Annotated in this window: 16 protein-coding genes and 1 pseudogene; 11 read left to right on the top strand and 6 right to left on the bottom strand. The window is 35.0% G+C overall.

Going from position 1 to position 21460, the window contains the following annotated elements:
• Positions 1–65 precede the first annotated feature (65 nt).
• The 3 genes from ACEPXD_RS19640 (at position 66) to ACEPXD_RS19630 (ending at position 3320) form a co-directional block, all read left to right on the top strand.
• The gene (locus ACEPXD_RS19640) at positions 66–233 is read left to right on the top strand and encodes a CxxH/CxxC protein (RefSeq protein WP_391118693.1); all 168 of its coding nucleotides are present in this window, start codon (positions 66–68) and stop codon (positions 231–233) included.
• Positions 234–320: 87 nt separating this feature from the next.
• A complete protein-coding gene (gene rlmH, locus ACEPXD_RS19635; protein WP_391118691.1) occupies positions 321–800 on the top strand; it encodes a 23S rRNA (pseudouridine(1915)-N(3))-methyltransferase RlmH in 480 nt (159 codons plus the stop codon).
• Positions 801–1160: 360 nt separating this feature from the next.
• Complete coding sequence (locus ACEPXD_RS19630; RefSeq protein ID WP_391118689.1) at positions 1161–3320, top strand: alkaline phosphatase PhoX; 2160 nt, start codon at positions 1161–1163, stop codon at positions 3318–3320.
• Positions 3321–3897: 577 nt separating this feature from the next.
• Here ACEPXD_RS19630 and ACEPXD_RS19625 read toward each other — a convergent pair.
• A pseudogene (locus ACEPXD_RS19625) lies at positions 3898–4146 on the bottom strand (MazG nucleotide pyrophosphohydrolase domain-containing protein).
• Positions 4147–4504: 358 nt separating this feature from the next.
• On the opposite strand from ACEPXD_RS19625, the gene ACEPXD_RS19620 reads away from it, so the two are divergent.
• On the top strand, positions 4505–4717 hold the full coding sequence (locus ACEPXD_RS19620; protein ID WP_391118687.1) for an LOG family protein: 213 nt from the start codon (positions 4505–4507) through the stop codon (positions 4715–4717).
• A 432-nt stretch (positions 4718–5149) separates the two neighbouring features.
• Positions 5150–7201, top strand: a complete 2052-nt coding sequence (locus ACEPXD_RS19615) for a methyl-accepting chemotaxis protein (RefSeq protein WP_391118685.1) — start codon at positions 5150–5152, stop codon at positions 7199–7201.
• Positions 7202–7464: 263 nt separating this feature from the next.
• On the opposite strand, the gene ACEPXD_RS19610 is transcribed toward ACEPXD_RS19615, so the two are convergent.
• A complete protein-coding gene (locus tag ACEPXD_RS19610; RefSeq protein ID WP_391118684.1) occupies positions 7465–7935 on the bottom strand; it encodes a phage tail protein in 471 nt (156 codons plus the stop codon).
• A gap of 22 nt (positions 7936–7957) precedes the next feature.
• On the bottom strand, positions 7958–8437 hold the full coding sequence (locus tag ACEPXD_RS19605) for a GyrI-like domain-containing protein (RefSeq protein WP_391118682.1): 480 nt from the start codon (positions 8435–8437) through the stop codon (positions 7958–7960).
• Positions 8438–8547: 110 nt separating this feature from the next.
• Between ACEPXD_RS19605 and ACEPXD_RS19600 the strand changes: the two genes are divergently transcribed.
• Complete coding sequence (locus tag ACEPXD_RS19600; RefSeq protein WP_391118680.1) at positions 8548–9510, top strand: helix-turn-helix transcriptional regulator; 963 nt, start codon at positions 8548–8550, stop codon at positions 9508–9510.
• Between the two features lie 400 nt (positions 9511–9910).
• Here ACEPXD_RS19600 and ACEPXD_RS19595 read toward each other — a convergent pair whose 3' ends face one another.
• Together ACEPXD_RS19595 and ACEPXD_RS19590 are read right to left on the bottom strand one after the other, a co-directional pair.
• Positions 9911–10444 (bottom strand): ECF transporter S component, encoded by a 534-nt coding sequence (locus ACEPXD_RS19595; protein ID WP_391118678.1) that lies wholly within the window; start codon positions 10442–10444, stop codon positions 9911–9913.
• Positions 10445–10746: 302 nt separating this feature from the next.
• Positions 10747–11280: a GNAT family N-acetyltransferase gene (locus ACEPXD_RS19590; RefSeq protein ID WP_391118676.1), complete on the bottom strand. Its 534-nt coding sequence runs from the start codon at positions 11278–11280 to the stop codon at positions 10747–10749.
• A gap of 298 nt (positions 11281–11578) precedes the next feature.
• Here ACEPXD_RS19590 and ACEPXD_RS19585 point away from each other — a divergent pair, with 298 nt between their 5' ends.
• The 5 genes from ACEPXD_RS19585 (at position 11579) to ACEPXD_RS19565 (ending at position 19277) form a co-directional block, all read left to right on the top strand.
• Complete coding sequence (locus ACEPXD_RS19585) at positions 11579–13561, top strand: methyl-accepting chemotaxis protein (RefSeq protein ID WP_391118674.1); 1983 nt, start codon at positions 11579–11581, stop codon at positions 13559–13561.
• Between the two features lie 245 nt (positions 13562–13806).
• A complete protein-coding gene (locus tag ACEPXD_RS19580; protein WP_391123408.1) occupies positions 13807–15087 on the top strand; it encodes an ATP-binding protein in 1281 nt (426 codons plus the stop codon).
• Between the two features lie 2 nt (positions 15088–15089).
• On the top strand, positions 15090–15992 hold the full coding sequence (locus ACEPXD_RS19575) for a response regulator (RefSeq protein WP_391123405.1): 903 nt from the start codon (positions 15090–15092) through the stop codon (positions 15990–15992).
• Positions 15993–16099: 107 nt separating this feature from the next.
• A complete protein-coding gene (locus ACEPXD_RS19570; RefSeq protein ID WP_391118672.1) occupies positions 16100–17365 on the top strand; it encodes a cation:dicarboxylate symporter family transporter in 1266 nt (421 codons plus the stop codon).
• 157 nt (positions 17366–17522) lie between these two features.
• Positions 17523–19277, top strand: coding sequence for a sulfatase-like hydrolase/transferase (locus ACEPXD_RS19565; RefSeq protein WP_391118670.1), 1755 nt, complete (start codon positions 17523–17525; stop codon positions 19275–19277).
• Positions 19278–19809: 532 nt separating this feature from the next.
• Here the strand turns inward: ACEPXD_RS19565 and ACEPXD_RS19560 are convergent.
• The gene (locus tag ACEPXD_RS19560) at positions 19810–21363 is read right to left on the bottom strand and encodes a bifunctional metallophosphatase/5'-nucleotidase (RefSeq protein ID WP_391118668.1); all 1554 of its coding nucleotides are present in this window, start codon (positions 21361–21363) and stop codon (positions 19810–19812) included.
• Positions 21364–21460 lie beyond the last annotated feature (97 nt).

The following is a 21460-nucleotide window of genomic DNA, read 5'->3' as shown; positions in this document are numbered from 1 at the left end:
GGATAACAACGAACGATTTGTGTATAACTTAGTGAATTATTAGTAAATAGGAAGGTAGTGAAAAATTGAGAATATTCAGTTGCGAAAACCATATAAATCAAGCTTTAGACATGTTTGTAGCAGAGCAAAAAACCTTTCCAATGCTAGAAAAAATATTGAATGAAGAAAAGTTATCCACAAAGTGCACATACTGTGATGAGCAAGCAATATATATTGTAGAAAATGAAAAATAAAACACAATATGTAGATAAGCAATGTGGATATGTGGATAACATTTGTGGATAAGTTGTTTGTAAATGAAATGTGAAGGTGGATAACCTGTGAATATACAAATTATCACGGTTGGGAAATTGAAAGAAAAGTACTTAAAACTGGGTATAGAAGAATATGCAAAACGATTGAATAGTTATGCAAAAATGGATTTGATAGAAGTGCCTGATGAGAAAGCGCCAGAAAATCTAAGTGAAGCAGATATGGAAATCGTAAAGAAAAAAGAAGGAGAACGCATTTTAGCGAAAATCAGTGCAGATACATATGTTATTGCACTAGCAATTGACGGTAAAATGAAATCTTCAGAACAGCTAGCAAGTGGTCTAGAATCCTTAATGACGTATGGAAAAAGTAAAATCGCATTTGTCATTGGAGGGTCACTAGGTTTACAAGAAGAAGTATTGAAACGATCAGATGAAAAACTATCATTTGGGAAAATGACATTGCCACACCAATTAATGAAGTTAGTATTGATTGAGCAAATTTATCGAGCATTTCGCATCATTAAAAATGAACCTTACCATAAGTAAATGAGGTTTTTTGAAAAACAGGGACAGCACCATTCCATTACGTGTGGATGGTGCTATTTTTGGTAAACGATATTATAAATTTGAACGATAATCAGCTTCAATCAAAGCTTTTAATTCATCTCTTTGATCTAATAGTGCTAACAAATGAGATGACATATTATCTAAATCTCTTTATACAACATTAAAGAACTACACGAAGCTTATTAACTCAATATCTTGCCATTATTTCCTGGAATGTTACGAAAAAGAGCACTAGTAACATCAAATGTTTACAAATAATTAAAATCAAATCAACAGTAAATTAACATCCATAAAGTTTAATAGAATTGCACAAAAGAAATCTACTAGGGGGATTATTAGATGATTAATATCAAAATTGTGAAAAAAAGTGTTACTTTAGCGCTTGCTCTAGCTATTACAGTTCCAGCATTATCACCGACAGCAGTGAATGCTCAGAAAAATATAACAATAGAAGCTGTTAAATTTAATGGAATGAAAGCACCATCTACTATTGAAGAAATGGTAAAAACGTATACAGCCGCAACAGTTGATGTGAAATATAGCAATGGAAAAGTAAAAACATTTCCGTTGTCCTACAACTACCTATTTAAATCGGAAGATAAGGTAGCAACTGTTAAAGGGAAAAAAATCCCAGCAGGTACACCAATTGATGTAAAAGGAAATCCAATTAAGGATCCAAGCAGCACAGACGGAAAATACTTTGTCTCCGATGCTCCGGATTCAAACAGCTTAATGCTGCCTATTAACGGCAAACTTTATATGGTTACACATTATGAATATCAGACCATTGATGCTGCTGGTAAATCAGCATACGGTTTAGTTCCTGCATCTATGTCTTTAACTGAGTTGGAACAGGACAAAAAAACAGGTGAATTGAAACCTTTAAAAGTAGAAAAAATTGATTTTTCAGCAGTAAAAGGACTTTGGATTCCATGTAACGGATCATTATCTCCTTGGAATACACATTTAGGTTCTGAAGAGTACGAACCAGATGCGCGACTTTTCTTAGATCCAACTTCGAAAGTAAGAAGTCAAGTTGAAACATTCTCTCAATTCTATTTTGGAGATAAAGCAAAGGCTAATCCTTATTTCTATGGGTACACTCCTGAAATTACAGTAGAAAAGAACGGGAAAACATCAGTTGTAAAGCATTACAGTACAGGACGCTTCTCTCATGAGTTAGCGAAAGTAATGCCTGATAACAAAACTGTTTTTTACGGGGATGATGGCGGTAATACAGGAATGTTTATGTATGTGGCCGACAGAGAAAAAGATTTATCATCAGGTACATTATATGCAGCCAAATTTAAACAAACTGGTACTGAAAACGGTGGTTCAGGAGATTTACAATGGATTAATTTAGGACATGAAACCGATAAAGAAGTGAAAGCTATTATTGATAGCGGCATTACATTCAATGATATTTTTGAAACTTCAGATGCGCCTAAAGAAGGTTTTACAGCTATTAAAACATACTCAAATGAAGGAAAAGTTGAGTATTTAAAACTTAAACCTGGCAAAGAAAAAGCAGCAGCCTTCCTTGAAACTCGCCGTTACGCTGCCATTCTTGGTGCGACTACAGAATTTAACAAAATGGAAGGTCTAGCACTAAACGAAAAGGATAAAAAAGTATATATCGCAATTTCCGATCAAAGTAAGGCTATGGAAAAAGATTCAACAGGAAAAGACCCAGCAGACCAAATTCAATTACCAAAAATTAAAGCTGGTGTAACTTATCAATTAGATTTGCAAGGTGGTCAAAAGGATAGCCAAGGAAAGGCCATTAATAGCTCTTATGTAGCACCATCAATGTCTGGATTAGTTGTTGGTGAAGATTTAAAAGAAGCTGATTCATTTGGAAACACTGCAAATGTAGATAAGGTAGCCAATCCAGATAACTTAAGTTACTCTGAATCAATGAGAACACTCTTTATTGGTGAAGATAGCGGAGCTCACACAAATAACTACGTTTGGGCATATAATGTTGATACGAAAGAATTAGATCGTGTCTTATCTGTTCCAGCAGGAGCGGAAGCAACTGGATTATTTGCTGCTGATGACCGCAATGGATTCTCATACATTTTAAGTAATTTCCAGCATCCTGGTGATGAAGTAGATGCTAAGTCAATTACAGCTGTTAATAAAGATGAATTACTTAAAGCTGTTGACGAACAAATTGGTATTAATAAAACAGGTGGTATTGGTTATATCTCTGGTCTGCCTTCTTTAACAAACATGCCAGATTTCACTGCACCTGATGCTCCTAAAGTAGATAAAGTAACAGCAAAGTCTAAATCAGTTACAGGTACAACTGAAAAAGATGCTACTGTACAAGTTTATAACGGGAAAACATTATTAGGGGAAGCAAAAGCAAATTCAAAAGGGAAATTCACTGTGAAGATTAAAGCCCAAAAAGCAGGCACAAGCGTAACTGTTGTGGCTAAAGACAAGGCTGGAAACGAAAGTGTATCAAGAGTCATAAAAGTTGCTTCTAAATAACAAACACTTACATTTATTGTGCATGTAAAAAATGAAAAGGGCTGTCATAAAAGTGACTTTTGTGACAGCCCTCATTCTATCCCATGGTTATCCATAAGAATGGATTAAATCCATAGAACTCTATAATGTAGTTTTAATAGATATTGAAGAACTTGAACAATTAATAAAAATGCATATAGAAGTACCGTTTAGATCGGACTCTTATAGAAAGTTATATTCACAAAATGGAAAAATTAATTTAAAAGTAATTGAAGGGGACAGAAATAAAATAATTAGAGAAGGAAATTTACTTCAAGCAATTATGAAATGTTTATCTGAAGAGAGTTAAGATCCTTTGACAGAAGGTATTATGCAACAGGATCATTAATAGATGCAGTTCAGAAATTCGATTTTTAACTAAAAGTTTTCAAAAATAAACAATAAGAAAACCTCATTTAGACATATCACGGAGAACCGTATCATGGGTAAATGAGGTTTTGTAAAAAGGACCACCTAGATCGTTGATGTGATAACGATTTAGGTGGTTTTGCTATTTTTAAAACTTTTATTTAGGGATTTTTAAAGGTTAGATGCATTATTATTGATATCGTTTTGTAAGTTTATCTTTATGGCTTAACATAATTTCAGTTAAATCAATTTCGTACTAATCAGCTAAAATAAATTAATTATAGAGAACATCGCCTAGTTCTTCTTTTAAATTCTCAATTTGGTTTTCTTTTGGTAGATTTTCTTCATTTGGACGATCACGCTCAATTTCAATTGTTCGAATGGCTTTTGAAACTTTACCAACCTCTTCCGTTAAAAAATGCACACGAATAAAGGCGATTAAGTCATATCAGCCTCGTTCTTTATAAAAGTCTGTTAGCCACTTTTTGTATTCAAAAATATTCAATGAAAACCACTCATTATACTGCTAGAATGGTAGCGTAAAGGAGGAATAAAATTTGAATATTTCAGTTTACTGTGGTGCAAGCCTAAGTAACAATGATTTATACAAAGAGGCAGCAAAATCACTTGGAATATGGTGATACTTTAGTATATGGCGAAGAAAAATTGGTCTAATGGGCGTGATTTTAGATGAAGTTTTTATACATAACGGTAAAGTATTCGGCATTATTCCAACATTTTAAGTTTATCGAGAGCTAAGTCATCCTAATTTAACTCGTTTAGAATCTGTTCATCCTATGTCTGAACGTAAAAACAAGATGATTGAATTAGGGAACTGCTATATTGCATTGACTGAGGAACCTGGAATTCTAGAAGAAATCTCTGAGGTAATTTCATGGGCAAAAATTGGACAACACCAAAATCCATGTATTTTATTCAATGTAGGTTGCTACTTGGATAAAATAAAAGATTTTTATGATGAGTTGATAACAAATGTTTTATTAAACTGAAGCAGATAAAAAAGCAATGCTGTTTTCTAACTCTTTCATCGAAATTGAACAACATTTTGCAAATTATAAATCTCCAATTGTACGAACATATTAACTTTAGAGAACAGCCTCTACTAGTATAAAATAGCTAGTTAATTTGTTCTAATAGGTGCAATTGACATAGCGATTAGTATTTCATAAAAATCGCATAAAGACTAATTACGGAGATCTTTAGCATTAATACGGGAGTTTTCTATATATTTTAGGTAATAAGGATTGTTTTGTCGAAATTGCATAAAAATATAGAATAAAATAACAGTTTAATGGTGAAATTTGGCGTTTTATGTAGTATTATGATTTTACAATGTGAGTGCAGACACTGTAATTGATTCAAACAAGATTTATAGAAAGGGGAAATGTTTTCTGGGTTTTAGGAAAATTTGAAATTGAGACTTGAACAATAAAACGACAAAATCTATGTTTAAAAAAGGGATGACAAATATGCGTAAAAATCTTTTTTCAGCCATTAATAAATCTTTCAAGCTCAAATTAATGATTATTTTGCTATCAATATCGCTAATTCCACTTGTTGCTTCTTCATCCATTTTACTCATGCAATCCAACGTTGCCATTAGTACAACATCTGAAGACGCTTTTGAAGAGGCAACAAATCTTAATGCGAAATATATTAACGACTGGATTTCACAAAAAATTGAATCGATGCAAGCTGTGGTGAAGGAGCATCCAGAATTTTTGAATAATGACCCTAAACAAGTTATCCCAGTTCTTAAGATTTTGGCACAAAGCGATCATGACGTACAAGTATATTCGTATGTGGACACGAAAGGGTATGTCTATGAAACGAGTGACCAAAGTTATGATGGAAGTGAATTCCAAAATGTTAAAAATGCAATGAGTACCAAAAAAGTCGCAGTCTCCGATATTCTTAAAGCTGTTAATGAAGATCTTGACATCATTATCATCGATGTTCCGCTTGTAGATGATAAGGGGGAGTTTAGAGGGATTGTTCAATCGATGCTTGATGTATCCAAAATTTCCAAAGTTGTTAAAGATATTAAAGTTGCTACAACAGGAAAAGGATACTTAATATCAAGCAACGGTGTAATTCTGGTTCATCCTGATCCCACGAAAATTGGCAAGAATTTAAAAGAAATGGAGAGTAACGATACCGCTGAACTGTTTAACAAGAATGTTCTGGTTAATAAAAACGGCATCTTAAATTATCAAGATGATAGTGGTCAAAGTATTGTTGCCTCTTATAATGAAATCGAGAGGACAGGTTGGCGGCTAGTTTTAGATGTTCCTTTTCAAGAAATGAATGAGCAAGCCATGAAATCTAAGCAAACAGCAATTACTATTATTGTCATTTCTTTGATCAGTGTGGCAATCATTGCAATCTTGCTCTCAAGAGTAGTAGTTCGCCCTATTTTAAAGCTTATAGAAAACTCTAAGAACATGGCTAATGGTGATTTTACAACAAAAATTGATGTTAAAGGTAAGGATGAAATCGCTGAACTTTCTATTGCATATAATTCAATGATTGACAATTTAAGAAATCTAGTACAGCAAGTAATAATTGCTGCAAATACTGTAGATTCTAAAGCAAGTGAAATGAATAGCATGGCTGCTCAGTCCGGGAATATTTCATCTGAAATACTTGTTACAGTAGATAGTATTGCAAGTGGTGCAAATTACCAAGCTGAGTCAGTACAAAATGGAACATCGATGGTAACTGGTATTACAAATGATATACAAGAAATCACAACTAATGTTGAAAAGTCTGTAGATATGATCAAATTAGTTAATGCAACTGTCGATGAGGGATTTACGGCTATTGTAGGTCAGTTAAGCCTTATGGAAGAAAGCAAGAAAACTACTGAAAATGTAGGAATGGCAATTGATATGTTGGCTGAAAAATCAGCAAAGATTAGCGATATAGTCGATGTTATTGGAGGTATAGCTAGCCAAACAAACCTTCTTGCGCTTAATGCAGCAATAGAAGCAGCCCGTGCAGGGGAGCATGGGAAGGGCTTTGCTGTTGTTGCAGATGAGGTAAGGAAACTTGCGGAACAATCAGCGAATTCAAGTAATGAGATTATTGCACTTATCAAGGAAATACAGGCAAGAACATCTCAAAGTGTTGATGAGGTTAATCTAGTAAAAGATGTTGTATTAAAGCAAGAAATTGCAGTAAATGATACAAAGAAATATTTTGACCAAATAAAAGGTTCCGTACAAAACATTGTAATACAAATAAACAAAGCGGCATCTTCAGCTAGTGAAGTAAATAATAAGTCACATGAAATATCCATGGTTATGGAGAATATTGCAGCTGTTGCTGAGGAAAATGCAGCATCCACAGAAGAGTTTTTAGCAGTTACTCAAGAGCAGGCTCATGGAATACAAAAAGTAAGAACAGATTCTGACGATGTTGTATTTGAGGCTAATAATCTTCTTGAAGCGGTTAAGAATTTTAAAATTTAATGATAATATTTATACCAGAGTATACTAGCTCTGGTTTTTTCTTTAGATTATCTTTGGAATGGATATAATTTTAAGGGGCGTGAACCCTTTATTTTGTCCGAGAACGAATTTCGCCGTTAGACTCGGTAAGGTGAACCTTACCATAAGTAAAAGAGATATTTGCAAAAAAACTAACAGCACCCCTAATTTGATGGAGAGGTGCTGTTTTGTTATTTGAATGCCTAGACGAACATTTGTTGCATGAATGGTTGTTTTTGCTTACTTTAATATTCTCCTTTAATTACAAAATACGTGCCCCGAATTGTTCCAGCTAGTTTAGACTTCTGCCTAGCAAACTTAAACTTCGTTTCTAACTCCTTTGGTATTTCCATCTCCTCAGAAAGTTTAAAACCAACAGCTCGCTTCTTAGGGCCATCAACATCAACCGTATACATGACGTTGAGCACAAGACCATCCTCATAAATGACGTAGGCAAATTTAATATTTTCCACTTGAAAATGCGACGTTTCTAAAGGTTTGGCCGCAAACTCAATATCACGTTCTACTTTCAAAATTCGGTTCACATAATCAAGGGTCTCATGGCTTTCGCTAGCTGGTATAACCGTAAATTCATGCTTGTATTTGTTCATAAAGTAACGGGCTTCATTAGCACGTAAACCAGCAAGCGCTTCTGCTACAGGTGAAGACTCTAAACCAACCGTAGACACATTTTTAAAATCAACGATATAGGACAATTCCATCTCTCCTTCTATCTCTTTATTTCCTAACAACAGGAATCCACATTTCACCATATACTAAGCCGTTTCGCTGCCCCATCTCAACCGTAGTATTTGGCCCACCAACATAGGCAAAATCCTTTGCTTCTGGTAAGACTTGACCAAAGGCAATGCCAGCAAGCTTATTACTCAACTCATCAGCCGTATTCCCTTCCCCTTTAACAACAATGTATTTCCCCTTAGGAAATTGGATTACTCTCGTTGCATCTGGTACCGATGCCTCTGTCATGACACCAGCATAATGCATCATCTTGTTATTCACCGCTTCATTCACGGCAAAAACGTAGTCATTTGTGGCTATGGATTTTAAAGTGTCAAGCGTTCCATCTTGGCTGACGGTCTGCCAAAAGTCAGCCTTTTCCTTGTTTATGCCAACAAAGTCTGTGTAATCGCTCTTAAGCTCCGTTCCAATACCCAAAACGGTAAAGCTGTCTTTTTCTTCTAAAGTATAATCTGCCATATTAAAAACCTTCCTCTTCTTTAAATTAATCAAATGGTTTGTATTTTCACTTGATGAGTTTATAATAATCTTAAACAGTGTCAAAAAATGATACTGTTTGGGAGGTCCCGATGAAAAAAGTTGAAAGGATTAATATCATCATGCGGTATATCAATAACCGCGCCCACTTTACAATTTCTGAAATCATGCGAGAATTTAACATCTCTCGTTCGACAGCTATTAGAGATATCAGAGAAATTGAAGCCATGGGGATGCCACTTGTCGCTGAAGTTGGAAGGGATGGGGGTTATTTTGTCATGAACAACTCTGTCCTGCCCACTGTTCGTTTTACGGATAATGAGATCAAAGCTCTTTTTATTGCCTTTATGGCCACAAGAAATAAACAACTCCCTTATCTAAAGAGTCGTCAGTCTTTAGCTGAAAAATTACTAGGCCTTATCTCAGAAAACCAGCAAGATGACCTTGTTCTTTTAAATCAAATCTTGCTTTTTGAAGGAACCAACCCCAATAATCCAGACCTACTTGATCTATCGGACCTACCCCATCCTATGGTAGAAAAACTCATCCAAATCCTTCTTTTGGATAGCTATTTATTGATTACCATCAAAGAGGAAAATGCAATAAATTCTTATCCAATTTATCTCTTGCACCTTTATCATGAAAAAGGACTTTGGCTGATTGAAGGCTTTGACTTAAAGGATGAAGGGAGGAAGATTTTTCCTGTAGACAATCTCACCAATGTCAAATCATACCCTACGAAAAAAAGATTAAGTAAGAAAAAGATTTTAGAAAAACTAAGTAAGCAGGAAGAAGTAATTAACCTTGTCCTTGAACTAGGTCCAAAGTCGATTGCTCAGTTCAAAAAATACCATCCTTTAAAAGTTTCAATTTCCTATACGAATCCTTTCCAAACCACAGCCATTCTAAAGACTTTTATCAATGTTAATAACCCCGAAGAATTGACCGAAATAACAAGTTGGCTACTTTTTCTAGGTGGGGATATCAGTGTCAGGGAAGTACCAGAAGAAGTTTTAGAAGGTTTACAAGAGAGGTTCTGCTTATTCTCCCCATAAGCAGTGCCAGTTAAAACCAAAAGAATATTGAGCTTGGCCAGTTGCCCCTTTTAAAGAGTAATTGCATTTTTATCAGTACTGTTCATTATTGAATTTCTAGTAAATTCATTTGGGTGAAAAATGTTAAACCTCATTTAGATGCGTTACGGTGAACCTTATAACAAATAAACCCTTCAATTTAGGTTGTTTTTGATAACAATCTTTTTTTAGTTATACGATTTGTAAGCTTGAAACAGTAATGAATAAAGTCACTCAAATAGCGTTTGTGCAGAGTTATGCTAACAACTAAGTACTAGGTAAAATTAATATTATTTGAAAATCAGCTATTACCATAAAGTTTTAGACCTTTATGGTAATAGCTGACTTTTTATGTTTAATATAAACTTTTGACTTTTTAAAACTATTTAAAGACAGGAACCTTTTTCAGCAAAACCGAAACTGGAATGGCTATAATGATCCCTACAACATTTTGAACGATGTTTCCGGGAATAGAGGCAAGTGGTATAATCCAACTGCCATATAGAACCCGTTCACAAATGTAATAAACACCTAACATAACAGGAATCGAAATAATGGTACCTAGTAGATTGAAAGCAGTGCTGTTTCCTTTACGGCCGAATGACCAAGCAATCTTTCCAACTATATATCCTTGCAACCCACGTGCTACAAAGGTGAAGGGTGCCCACAATGTCCAACCAGACACTAAGTCAAATATACCCATACCTATAGCTCCAGCGAGTGCTCCTTTTTTAGGACCAAATACAATGGATGCGATAAAGAGCATAGCTGTTCCAAGATGAACCAATCCGCCATTTGCTGCGATAGGTAGTCTGATATTTAAAACGAGAGTTGAAACGAAAACGAGTGCTATTAACATTGCTGCTAGGATTAAATCAAAAGTGCGTGATTTTGTGTAACTTGTTGTTTTTTGCATAGACCCAAACCTTCCTTTTAAAATCTGTTTTCATATATAATGAAAATCTTAGCAAAGGATTGATGCTTTTAAAAGTATCAGTTTAGCGTAAAACTTAGGTGTCAGTTTGTGGTGAAATCGGAAAAGTCTATACGGCGTGGGAGTTGTTTTCGTGCTTTCTCGCTCTCTCACAAGGTCGCACATTCAACTGGATAGTGCTGCCAAACTAGTTTCGTCAAGGAAGGCGTAGTTACAGGCAGCATAGCCAATAGGTTCATAAATATCAGTTTAAATGAGGCTTGTGGAGAGTTGGACGCTTACGATTAAAGAAATAATGCCATCACGAATGTGTTATAGTATGTGCCATTAATGAAGCTGTCTTTTTTGATGATGCCTTCTTTTTCAAATCCGAGCTTTTCATACAATTCGATGGCATGAGTATTATCTTCACGAGTGACGAGACTAATTTTTTTCGTTATCCCATTTGAGATAGCCCAATGAATTAATTGTTCCATCAACTTTCTCCCTATACCTTGTCCAATAAGCTTTTTGCTTACAACAATCCCTAACGTTCCTACATGTTTCATTCTCTGTTTTTGACTAGAATTAATAGATCCAATACCGATAATCTCGTCCTGTAAAATTGCCAACAAAATAATGGAGTTCTGTTCTAGTCGTGTAGATTCTACAAACTCTTTATACTCCTCCATATTACGGTTGAATTCATTTTTCCCGTATGAAAGAAAATCTGTTTCTCCACCTACGACATTATAGAAATCGATTATCTGTTGGGCATATTCTTTCGTCGCCTCTTTTATCATTACTTCATGGTCATCATTTAAATGGAATTTCTTCATGTTTCTCAGCTACTTTCAATTTTGTATGGATGCTAATAGTTTGATTTTAAATCAAATAGAACAAAGAGGTCTACTTCTTGAACTTTTTGATCTAACTTCTATATTAAAGGTTTATTTAGATCGTTATTTTTTCTTCCAAATCAAAATTTTGAGATAATTTAGAGAGAATTACTTGATATATTAAGAATATAGAAATAGAATAAGTTGGATGATAATTTAGTATTTAGAAATAGGTAATTAATAATAAGTGTTATAAATTTTGTAGTATTTTAATACCAAAACAGGAGGGATAACTCTATTGCTAAAAAAAATTTCAAAGTCATTAACAATCAAACTCAGCTTAAGCGCTATATCAGTTGTAATTTTAGTTTTTATAGTTGTTAGTGCAATTGTTTACCAAAGTGCTAGTAGTATTATCGTAGATTCGCTCAATAAGAACGCTGACGATCAAGTCAAAATTCATGCTCAGCAGCTCTCAACATGGGTTAACACACGGATGGCCGAAGTTGAAGTTATTGCTAACTCTGATGTGTTACAGAACGGAACGAAAGAAGAGATCGAAGCATATTTCACACGGGAAATGAAGCGTTTTGGTGAGAAGTTCAATTCTTTTGGTGTTAGTGATACTAAAGGTAATTTGGATCTTGGAAATAACATTGTAGTTGATATTTCCTCCGAATCGACTTTTCCTTTAGTAATTAAGGATGGGAAATCTATTATCTCGGATCCATTCGTAGCTTTAGAGAATCCTTCTAGTCTTATTATTAGTGCTGAAACTCCAGTTCGTGATAAAAACGGCAATATTAAGGGGTTGGTTAGTGGAGCATCGCTAATCAGCACAGTTTTTAAAGAAAACACGAATTTCAAAATTGGAAAATCGGATCAAATTTACATACTAATGAAGGACGGCACTGTAATTCATCATCCAGACTCGAGCAAACTACTTAAAGAGAACTTTCTTACGGGGGATTCCGATAAAGAGCGTTCAAGCGTAATAAAAGAAGGTCTTAATGGTCAAGTAGGTCATGCTACCTTGAAAGACCGACAAATTTACTATGCACCTGTACCCGGTACAAATTGGACTATGTTTGTTGAATTACCTCTTTCTGAATTCACGGCACCTTTGAACAATCTACTCACGAAAATGATTGTAGTCATTTTCGTTTCGGTACTACTTCTTGGTGTCATGTTATATTTTTCAATGAGGGGACCACTTTCCAATTTAAAAAGAATGTCCGAATTAACTAGTGCAATCTCTAAAGGCGATATGACAACGAATTTGAACGTTAAGTCCAAAGATGAAATTGGTCAACTGGCTACTTCTATTAAGGCAATGCAGAAAAGTTTATCTAATCTTATAGGAAGAATTTATACTACTTCTTCATCGCTTAACGAAACCGTTTTTCTTTTAAACGAGACGGCTCAATCGTCGAGCAATATAAATACGTCCAATACTCAGCAATTACATCATGTTATTTCAATTGCGAAAGAGCAATCTGAATCATTTACTAATATAGCAGAGGTTATGGAGGAAATGACTTCTGATATTACACGTATTACTGAATCTGCAGCAAGTGTTTCAGAATATGCTATAGATACTGCAGAAAATGCTTTGTCAGGAAGTAATTTAGTTAATAATTCAGAATCCAATATCAACGAACTAAACGAGTTAATGAATAATTCTGTAACAGTAGCTGAAGATTTGCGAAATAAATCTGACGAAATAAATAACATTATTAACGATATCAGTGAAATATCGCAACAAACAAATCTACTTGCTTTAAATGCTGCTATTGAAGCAGCAAGGGCTGGTGAACATGGGAAAGGTTTCGCTGTTGTAGCGGAAGAAGTTAAAAAGTTGGCTGAAAAGACAAATCAATCGACGAGCCAAACAGCGCTTTTGATTTCTGAAGTTCAGCAACTTATAACAAAAACAGTTAATGATTTAGAACAAGGTGCTTCTAAATCAAAAGAGAGTCTTGAACTTATTGCTGAGTCGGGAACGGTTTTTACCGATATATTAGAAGCTATTCAGAACATTTCACATCAAGTTTTAGAGATTTCCGCTAACTCTCAACAAATGTCAGCTAGTGCTCAGGAGATTACAGCAAAGATTTTCGAAACCGCGAATAATTCTCAAGAATCCACCAAAAAAGCAAATATTGTAGTGGGTTCACTTGATACACTAAGGTCTTCGATTGAAGAAGTTACTTCAACTTCGGACCTAATAAGCAATTTAACAAATGAACTAGAGAATTCAGTAGGAAATTTCAAAGTTTAAATTTTTACTTTACTCCTATAGTATTATTGGGAGAAGATTGTTAACCACCGATTAAAGGTCTAGAAAAAGGGAAATGGAGATACTCGAATAGAGTATCTCTTTTTTCATTTGTAACAATTATCCGATCTCTTCCTCATAGGAGTGAAAAGGGGCAGACAATGTATAGTTAAGCAAAGTAAAGTAAAGCATAACAAAATACTGTATCTTATATAATAAAGAAAAAAATTCATTTTCAGGTGATACTAATGCTTTCTCCAACTAAAATTTTTAATAAGGATTTTAATAGGACAGAAGGAGTCATATTGATTCTAACTGCCATTTTCACAATGGTTGCAAGCGAAATTAAAGTAATTCCCTTTGACGAAGAGGCTTTTCGTTTTGGATTAGGAAGTATTGCTTTCTTTCTGCTAATTCTGATTTGGACACCAGTTTCTATTATAAGAACAGGTATTGTTACAGGTTTAACAGTTGTTTGTTTTCGTCTATTTGAGGATATATTACTTGATGAGATGCATATATCTATCAGTTTAAAAAACCACTTACCAGCTTTTTTATTTTATTTTTTATTTTCAGCGGGTTTACACTTGATTAAAATCGAAAAGTATAAAACGTTTCCATTTGTTTTAGGTGCATGGGCCGCGTTGTTTGAATTTATCGGAAACTGTGCTGAACAGCATACGAGGTATGGATTGTTGCACCATACAAATATAGATTTTTGGGATTTGTCCTTGATTAGTGGGGTTGCATTGTTTCGTAGCTATTTTGTAGTTGGGTTATATAGTTCCATTACAATTTCTGAACAAAAGAAACGGATGCAAGAAATGCTGAGAGTCGGTTCTGATTTATATGCTGAAACGCTTTATTTACAAAAATCTATGAATCATATTGAACAAATTACTGCCTCTAGTTATGATTTGTATAGGCAATTAAAAAAGAAAGAATTGCATCCACTAAGTATTCAAGCATTACGTATTGCACAGGAAATTCATGAAGTTAAAAAAGATTCCCAACGGATTTTATCAGGGCTTACGAAAATAACTGTACAAAATAAAAATCAGCCTCCTTTTCTTTCGGATATTATAAACCTTGTTATAGATGCCAATGAAAAATACAGCGAACTATTAGGAAAAAAGATTACCTTTCAACGAACGATGCCGACTAATTTTGAAACCGATGAGCAAATTCCTCTTCTTGCTTTGTTAAATAACTTAACCGCAAATGCCGTTGAATCCATCATAGACAATGGTCAGATTAGTGTTGAAGTATTCGAGGAGTCGATAAATACTAATTTCATTATAAAAGATTCAGGCAAGGGTATTCTAAAAGAGGATATACCCATAGTCTTTGAACCGGGTTATACAACAAAGTTTAACGATAAAGGCGTTGCTGCAACGGGTATTGGATTATCTCATGTAAAAGAGATTATTTATATGCTGAAAGGACAAATTGAGATCGAAACACCAGCACAAGGCACTATTTTTCGAATCTCCATTCCAACTGAAAACATACGAAAGCGAGTGGAATAATACTGCGTTATTTTATAGTAGATGATGATAAAGCTAGTAGAACAATGCTAAAGAAAATAATAACGGAAGGAGATCTTGGTTTTGTCATAGGGGAGGCGGAAAGCGGAGCAAGTTGTATATCCTCTGTCCTTAAAATGCAACCAAATGTAGTTTTAATCGATTTATTAATGCCAGTATTGGACGGCATTGAAACGATTGAACAATTAAGGAATCAAGGATATCGAGGTCAATTCATCATGATCTCTCAAATTGTTAACAAAGAAATGGTGGGAGAAGCTTATGAAAAAGGGATAGAATTTTTTATACATAAGCCCATCAATCGTGTGGAGGTACAGAGTATTCTAAAAAAAACTGCTGAACAATTTCGTCTAAGAGATTCTATACTCTCCATTCGGGAATCATTAGAAAAAATTGGTCCGAGTCAAATTGGGAATAGACAGCAAAATGTAAAGGAAATTGTCTTGTCGATACTCAATGATATGGGGATTATCGGAGAAGTAGGAAGTGACGATATTGTATCTATTATCGAGTTTCTTATGAACCAACGTGATGCAGCAGCTCAATTACCTCCTTTAAAAGATTTGTACGAATCCATTGCTACTAAGACAAAGTCCCATCAAGTAGATGTGAGAAAGGAAAGCAAGGCGATTGAGCAACGCATACGTAGAACGATTTTGGTAGCGGTAAATAATTTAGCTTCTTTAGGCTCAATTGATTATACAAATCCCGAATTTGAATACTATGCTCCTCGGTATTTTGACTTTCAAGAAATTAGAAATCAAATGATACATATAAGAGAAAATAGCAAAGAGACGGCAAAGGTAAAAGTTAATAGTAAAAAATTTCTTCAAGTACTGTATTTAGAAACAAAGGACAAATTCAAACTTCAAGGTGAAAATAAATAAAATTATAAATGTAGGATTTTGTAGGATTTTATAAGTCCCTTTTATAATATTGTAAAAGCTATTTCGGATATAAGAAAGCGTTTTCAATATAAAAAGGGGTGTTTTAGATGAAGAAAAAGTTTAAGTTTACTTTGGCATATCAAATTCTTGTCGGTCTCATACTAGGAATCTTTGTAGGAGCAATTTTTTTTGGAAATCCTGCAGTAGAAACTTATTTACAACCAATTGGTACCATATTTATCAACATGATTAAAATGATTGTAGTTCCGATTATTATTTCTACTTTAATCTTAGGTGTTGCGGGGACAGGAAGTATAAAGCAGTTAGGTAAATTGGGCGGAAAAACGCTAATTTACTTCGAAATTGTTACAACGATTGCGATTGTTGTTGGTTTACTGGCGGCAAACATCTTCCATCCAGGTGCTGGGTTGGATATGTCAACACTATCCAAAGGTGATATAGATCAATATGTTCAAACGAGTGAAGAAGTACAACATCATGGTTTTGCGGATGTAATTGTCAATGCTGTACCAAGCAATATTGTGAAAGCAATGTCGGAAGGTAATATGCTAGCGATTATCTTCTTTTCTGTACTTTTTGGTTTAGGTATTGCGGCGATTGGTGAAAAAGGAAAACCGGTGCTTGCATTTTTTCAAGGTACCGCGGATGCCATGTTCTGGGTGACGAATCTAATTATGAAGTTTGCTCCATTTGGCGTATTTGCTTTAATCGGTGTGACTGTTTCAAAATTTGGATTGGAATCGTTGCTTCCACTTGGAAAGTTAATGATACTCGTCTACGCCACGATGATCTTTTTTATAATTGTTGTGTTAGGTGGCATAGCAAAGCTGGTCGGTATAAACATTTTTCATCTTATTAAAGTATTAAAAGATGAACTGCTATTAGCTTATTCCACTTCAAGCTCCGAAACAGTATTGCCGAAAGTGATGGAGAAAATGGAGAAGTTCGGGGCTCCAAAAGATATTGTATCTTTTGTCGTTCCAACGGGATATTCTTTTAACTTGGATGGATCCACCTTATACCAAGCTATTGCAGCAATTTTTATCGCGCAAATGTATCATATAAATCTGAGTATTACGCAGCAAATTACATTAGTTTTAGTATTGATGGTTACATCCAAAGGAATCGCTGGTGTTCCAGGAGTTTCTTTCGTTGTCTTACTAGCTACTTTAGGAACTGTAGGTATTCCTCCTGAAGGACTAGCGTTCATCGCAGGTATTGACCGTCTTCTTGATATGGCACGTACAGTAGTAAATGTAGTAGGTAATTCTCTTGCTACGATTGTAATGTCTAAGTGGGAAGGGCGATTTGATACGGTGAAAAAAGAGGAATATTATTCTTCCATAGAATAAGCACACAAATAAGATTACAAACAAAACCGACTTTCCAATTTGGAAGTCGGTTTTGTTTGTGTTTAATGAAATTGGATGAAATTAAGGGGGACAATAGCTGACCGTTATTTTTGTTATGTACATATAGTATTAAAATATATGAAGGAAGGGTGTAAAAATGGGTAACAATATAAAGAAACACAATCACGACCACGATAGAAAAAGACAACCAAATTTACTCTTTTTAATGGTTGATCAAGAGCGCTATCCTTCTGTCTATGAAACACAGGAATTAAAGGAGTGGCGGAAAGAAAATTTATTAACCCATGAATTATTAAAAAAGAACGGAATGGAATTCTTAAATCACTATGTAGGTAGCACCGCTTGTACTCCAAGTAGAGCAACTTTATATACCGGGCAATATCCCTCACTTCACGGGGTAACACAAACTCCCGGAGGCGCGAAAGGTTCATTTGATCCAGATCTATTTTGGCTTGATCCAAACACGGTGCCAACGATGGGAGATTACTTTCGAGCTGCGGGATATAATACTTTTTGGAAAGGGAAATGGCATGCTTCAGATGAAGATATATTAATCCCAGGTACTAAAAATCAGTTTGTAAGCTATAACCCAATAACAGGAGTTCCAGATAAAGAAAAAGAAAAAATATATGAAAAGGCGAACCGTCTCGATTCTTTTGGATATTCCGGTTGGATTGGACCAGAGCCCCACGGTGCAAATCCACGAAACTCTGCCTCTTCCGCAAGAATTGGTACGAGTGGAAGAGACGAGGTGTACGCTAGTGAAACTGTCCAACTAATTAAGTCCCTGGATGAAAAGTCGACGTGCCACCATGAGGATACTCCATGGTTTATCATGTGCTCCTTTGTAAACCCTCACGATATTGCAATATATGGGATACTATCTGCAATTTCTCCAAACTTTAACTTTAAAGTGGATCCAACGCTTCCATATACTCCGCCTGCTCCGACAGTTGGGGAGTCTCTTCTTACTAAACCTACCGCTCAAGAAAGTTACCGCATCACGTACCCCAAGGTATTGCAACCAATTATCGATAACAATTTCTATCGCCAATTATATTATAGCTTAACAAAAAAGGCGGACGAAGAAATGCTAAAGGTCTTCACGGCACTTCAACAATCCAGTTTTTATGAGAATACAATTGTCCTATTTACATCCGATCATGGAGAACAATTGGGGGCACACGGTGGTCTCTATCAAAAGTGGTATAACATGTATGAGGAGTCCATTCATGTCCCATTAATTATTCATAATCCTACTCTTTTCCCACAACCAATTTGTACAGAAATGTTAACAAGTCACGTAGACATTCTTCCTACGTTGTTGGGACTGGCGGAGATAAACGCAGGAGGGATTCGTAAAAAGCTTTCAAACGATCATTCGGAGGCGCGATCATTAGTTGGAAGAAATTTAACACCACTAATTAAAGGAAATGAACACTTCTTCCGAGCAAATGAACCTATCTATTTTATGACAGATGATGATGTCTCGAAAGGTTTGAATCAAACGAACCCAGTTACTGGAGTACCTTATGAATCGGTAGTCCAACCGAACCATATCGAGGCAGTGATTACGACGTTAGAGACGGGAAAAATGAAAGAAAAGGAGACTTGGAAACTAGCTCGTTATTTCGATAATCCAATGTTTTGGTCGAGTCCAGGTAATGTTGACATAACGATTACTGAAATAAACAACTTCTGTGTAACGACTATAAAAGAAGAGCCAATCCCAGAGCAATTTGAGTTATATAATGTGACAAGAGACCCGTTAGAACAGGTAAATTTAGCTGACCATTCGCTTGCAACAAACGAATCGGCAATCATCCAACAAATCTTAACAAAGACGTTGGAACAACAAGGTAAGCAAAAAAGGCTTTCACCAACAAGTTAAAAGTTTCTGGTATGCCTTGAAAAAGTTCAATTAGTAATCATGAAAAAGAGAGTTGATAAGCTCAACTCTCTAGAAGATAATATTCTATCATATTTACTAGGAGAATAAAAAAATTATGCCATGAATAGGTTGATTTCCGTTACAAGCGGAGGCTTTCCAAGGAGCGAGTATCAATTACATGAATCAATGGTTGCATGATTAGAGTAGGTGGTACTAGAGAAAAATAGATAGTATCCATAGGTAAAGAAGGATTAAGCGGACGAAATTGTATCTTCGTCCGCTTTTAAAAGAATAGGATAAGATTTATTCTCTCATTAACCAAACCTAATGCACCATGTCTCTACTTATTTCAAGATGGCGATGGACAAACATCCGCCACAAGATTATCAAAAAAAATGGATCGTGAAGTGACGCAGTCACTTCACGATCCAAGACTTTAATGGTAATAGTGTAGCAAATGTTTAGTACAAAGCACTCTCGAAATAGTTAAGATAAGATGTACTTAAAGGACACATGCATTTTTCTTACTTGATTACCAAATCACTTTCCAATTATGATTAACGGTTGCTTTAATAATTTCTCTTTCAAGTATATAGTTAGCAAGGATTTCAGTCATATCCATAGTAATATCTTTGACAACTGGTTTATCTTTAAACATCATAAAATCCCCCCCGCCTCCAGCACGGTAATTATTCATAACGACATCATATTCACCATCAAGGTTTAAAGGAGTTCCTTTATAATTTAAAGTGGTTACTCGGCTTCCGATAGGATTTCGTATATCTAGGATATACTCAATGCCTTCCCACATATCGTAATTATAATGCTGGGGTTTTGGAAGAATATAAGTCGGATTTACATCAAGATTTCCTTCTTCATTAATAACAAAATAGCGAGCATTTTGTTCTAACGCATCTTTAATATCTTGTCCAGATAAACGAAGAACTTTCAATGTATTTGGAAACATATAGTTAGAGATTATGTCTCGCATTGCTACATTTGGTTCAAATCCTGGAGAAGAGTTATTAAATAGTGATGTATTCGAAATTTCTACTCCAGCAGTTTCCATTTGCACTTTGTTTATGAATTCAATAAGAGGATGGTCGCTTGTTCTAACTAGTAGAGGGTCATTGATCAACATATCACCTTCGATCATTCCGATCGGTTGGTCGAGCCACTTCTGTGTTTCTTCTTCAAAATAAGAGGTCATTTTTAGAAGCTCTTCGTCCGCATTGACATCATCCACAGCTATCAGTTCAGAAGTTTTGTCTAATATTTCATTTTGATCATTCAATGTAAGGACTATTTTGCCCAACAATTGTCCATTATTAGATGGTTGAACAATTTCTATGCCATTAATATTGCCGGTTAAAGAGCGATGTTGGTGACCCGTCAGTAAAACGTCAATTCCTTCAACCTCCTGGCATATGGCATAACCTTGGTTTTCTCCGGTTAAATTTTCAGTTGGTTCACCTGTTTCTAAATCTCGCTCAAAGCCACCGTGATAAGAAACGATCAGAACATCTGGGTTTTCATTTTCTTTAATATATGCAACCCACTTCTTCGTTTCATTCAGACAATCTTTAAAATCCAGACCGGCTATATTATGTTCATTTTCCCAATTTGGTATGTAGTGAGTTGTGACGCCTAAAATAGCTATCTTTACAGAATTTATTTCTTTAATAATATAAGGAGAACCGAAATAAGGTTGATTAGAGTTTTCGTTTACAATGTTAGCAGAAAGCCAAGGAAAGTTAGATTCACTTACAGCATCATTTAATACGTCCATACCATAGTTAAATTCATGGTTTCCAATAACCGCAGCATCATAGGACATATGGTTTAATAGTTGAATCATGGGGTTTTTTTTATCTTTTAGAAATTGGACATAATAGTATGTTAAAGGGGTACCTTGGATTAAATCACCATTATCAATCAGAATTAGCTGATCATCTAGCGAGCGTTCCTGCTTAATTTTTGTAGCTAGTTTTCCAAAACCTAGGTGTGCCGCTTTATTATTTCCGTAGTTTAAAGGATAGACGCTTCCGTGAATATCGCTTGTTTGAAGTATGGTAATTTTCTTCATAAATAATTATCTCTACTTTCTTTTTAGGGTTATTTTAAATAATAATAGACTAGCTTAATATCTTCAATCATAACGAAAAGTTCGAATATTTCTTCAA

The organism is Psychrobacillus sp. L3 (assembly GCF_042945595.1).
In the GTDB taxonomy this organism is placed as follows: domain Bacteria; phylum Bacillota; class Bacilli; order Bacillales_A; family Planococcaceae; genus Psychrobacillus.
The sequence above is the reverse complement of the archived record's forward strand: the minus strand, read 5'-3'. Positions and strand labels throughout refer to the sequence as shown.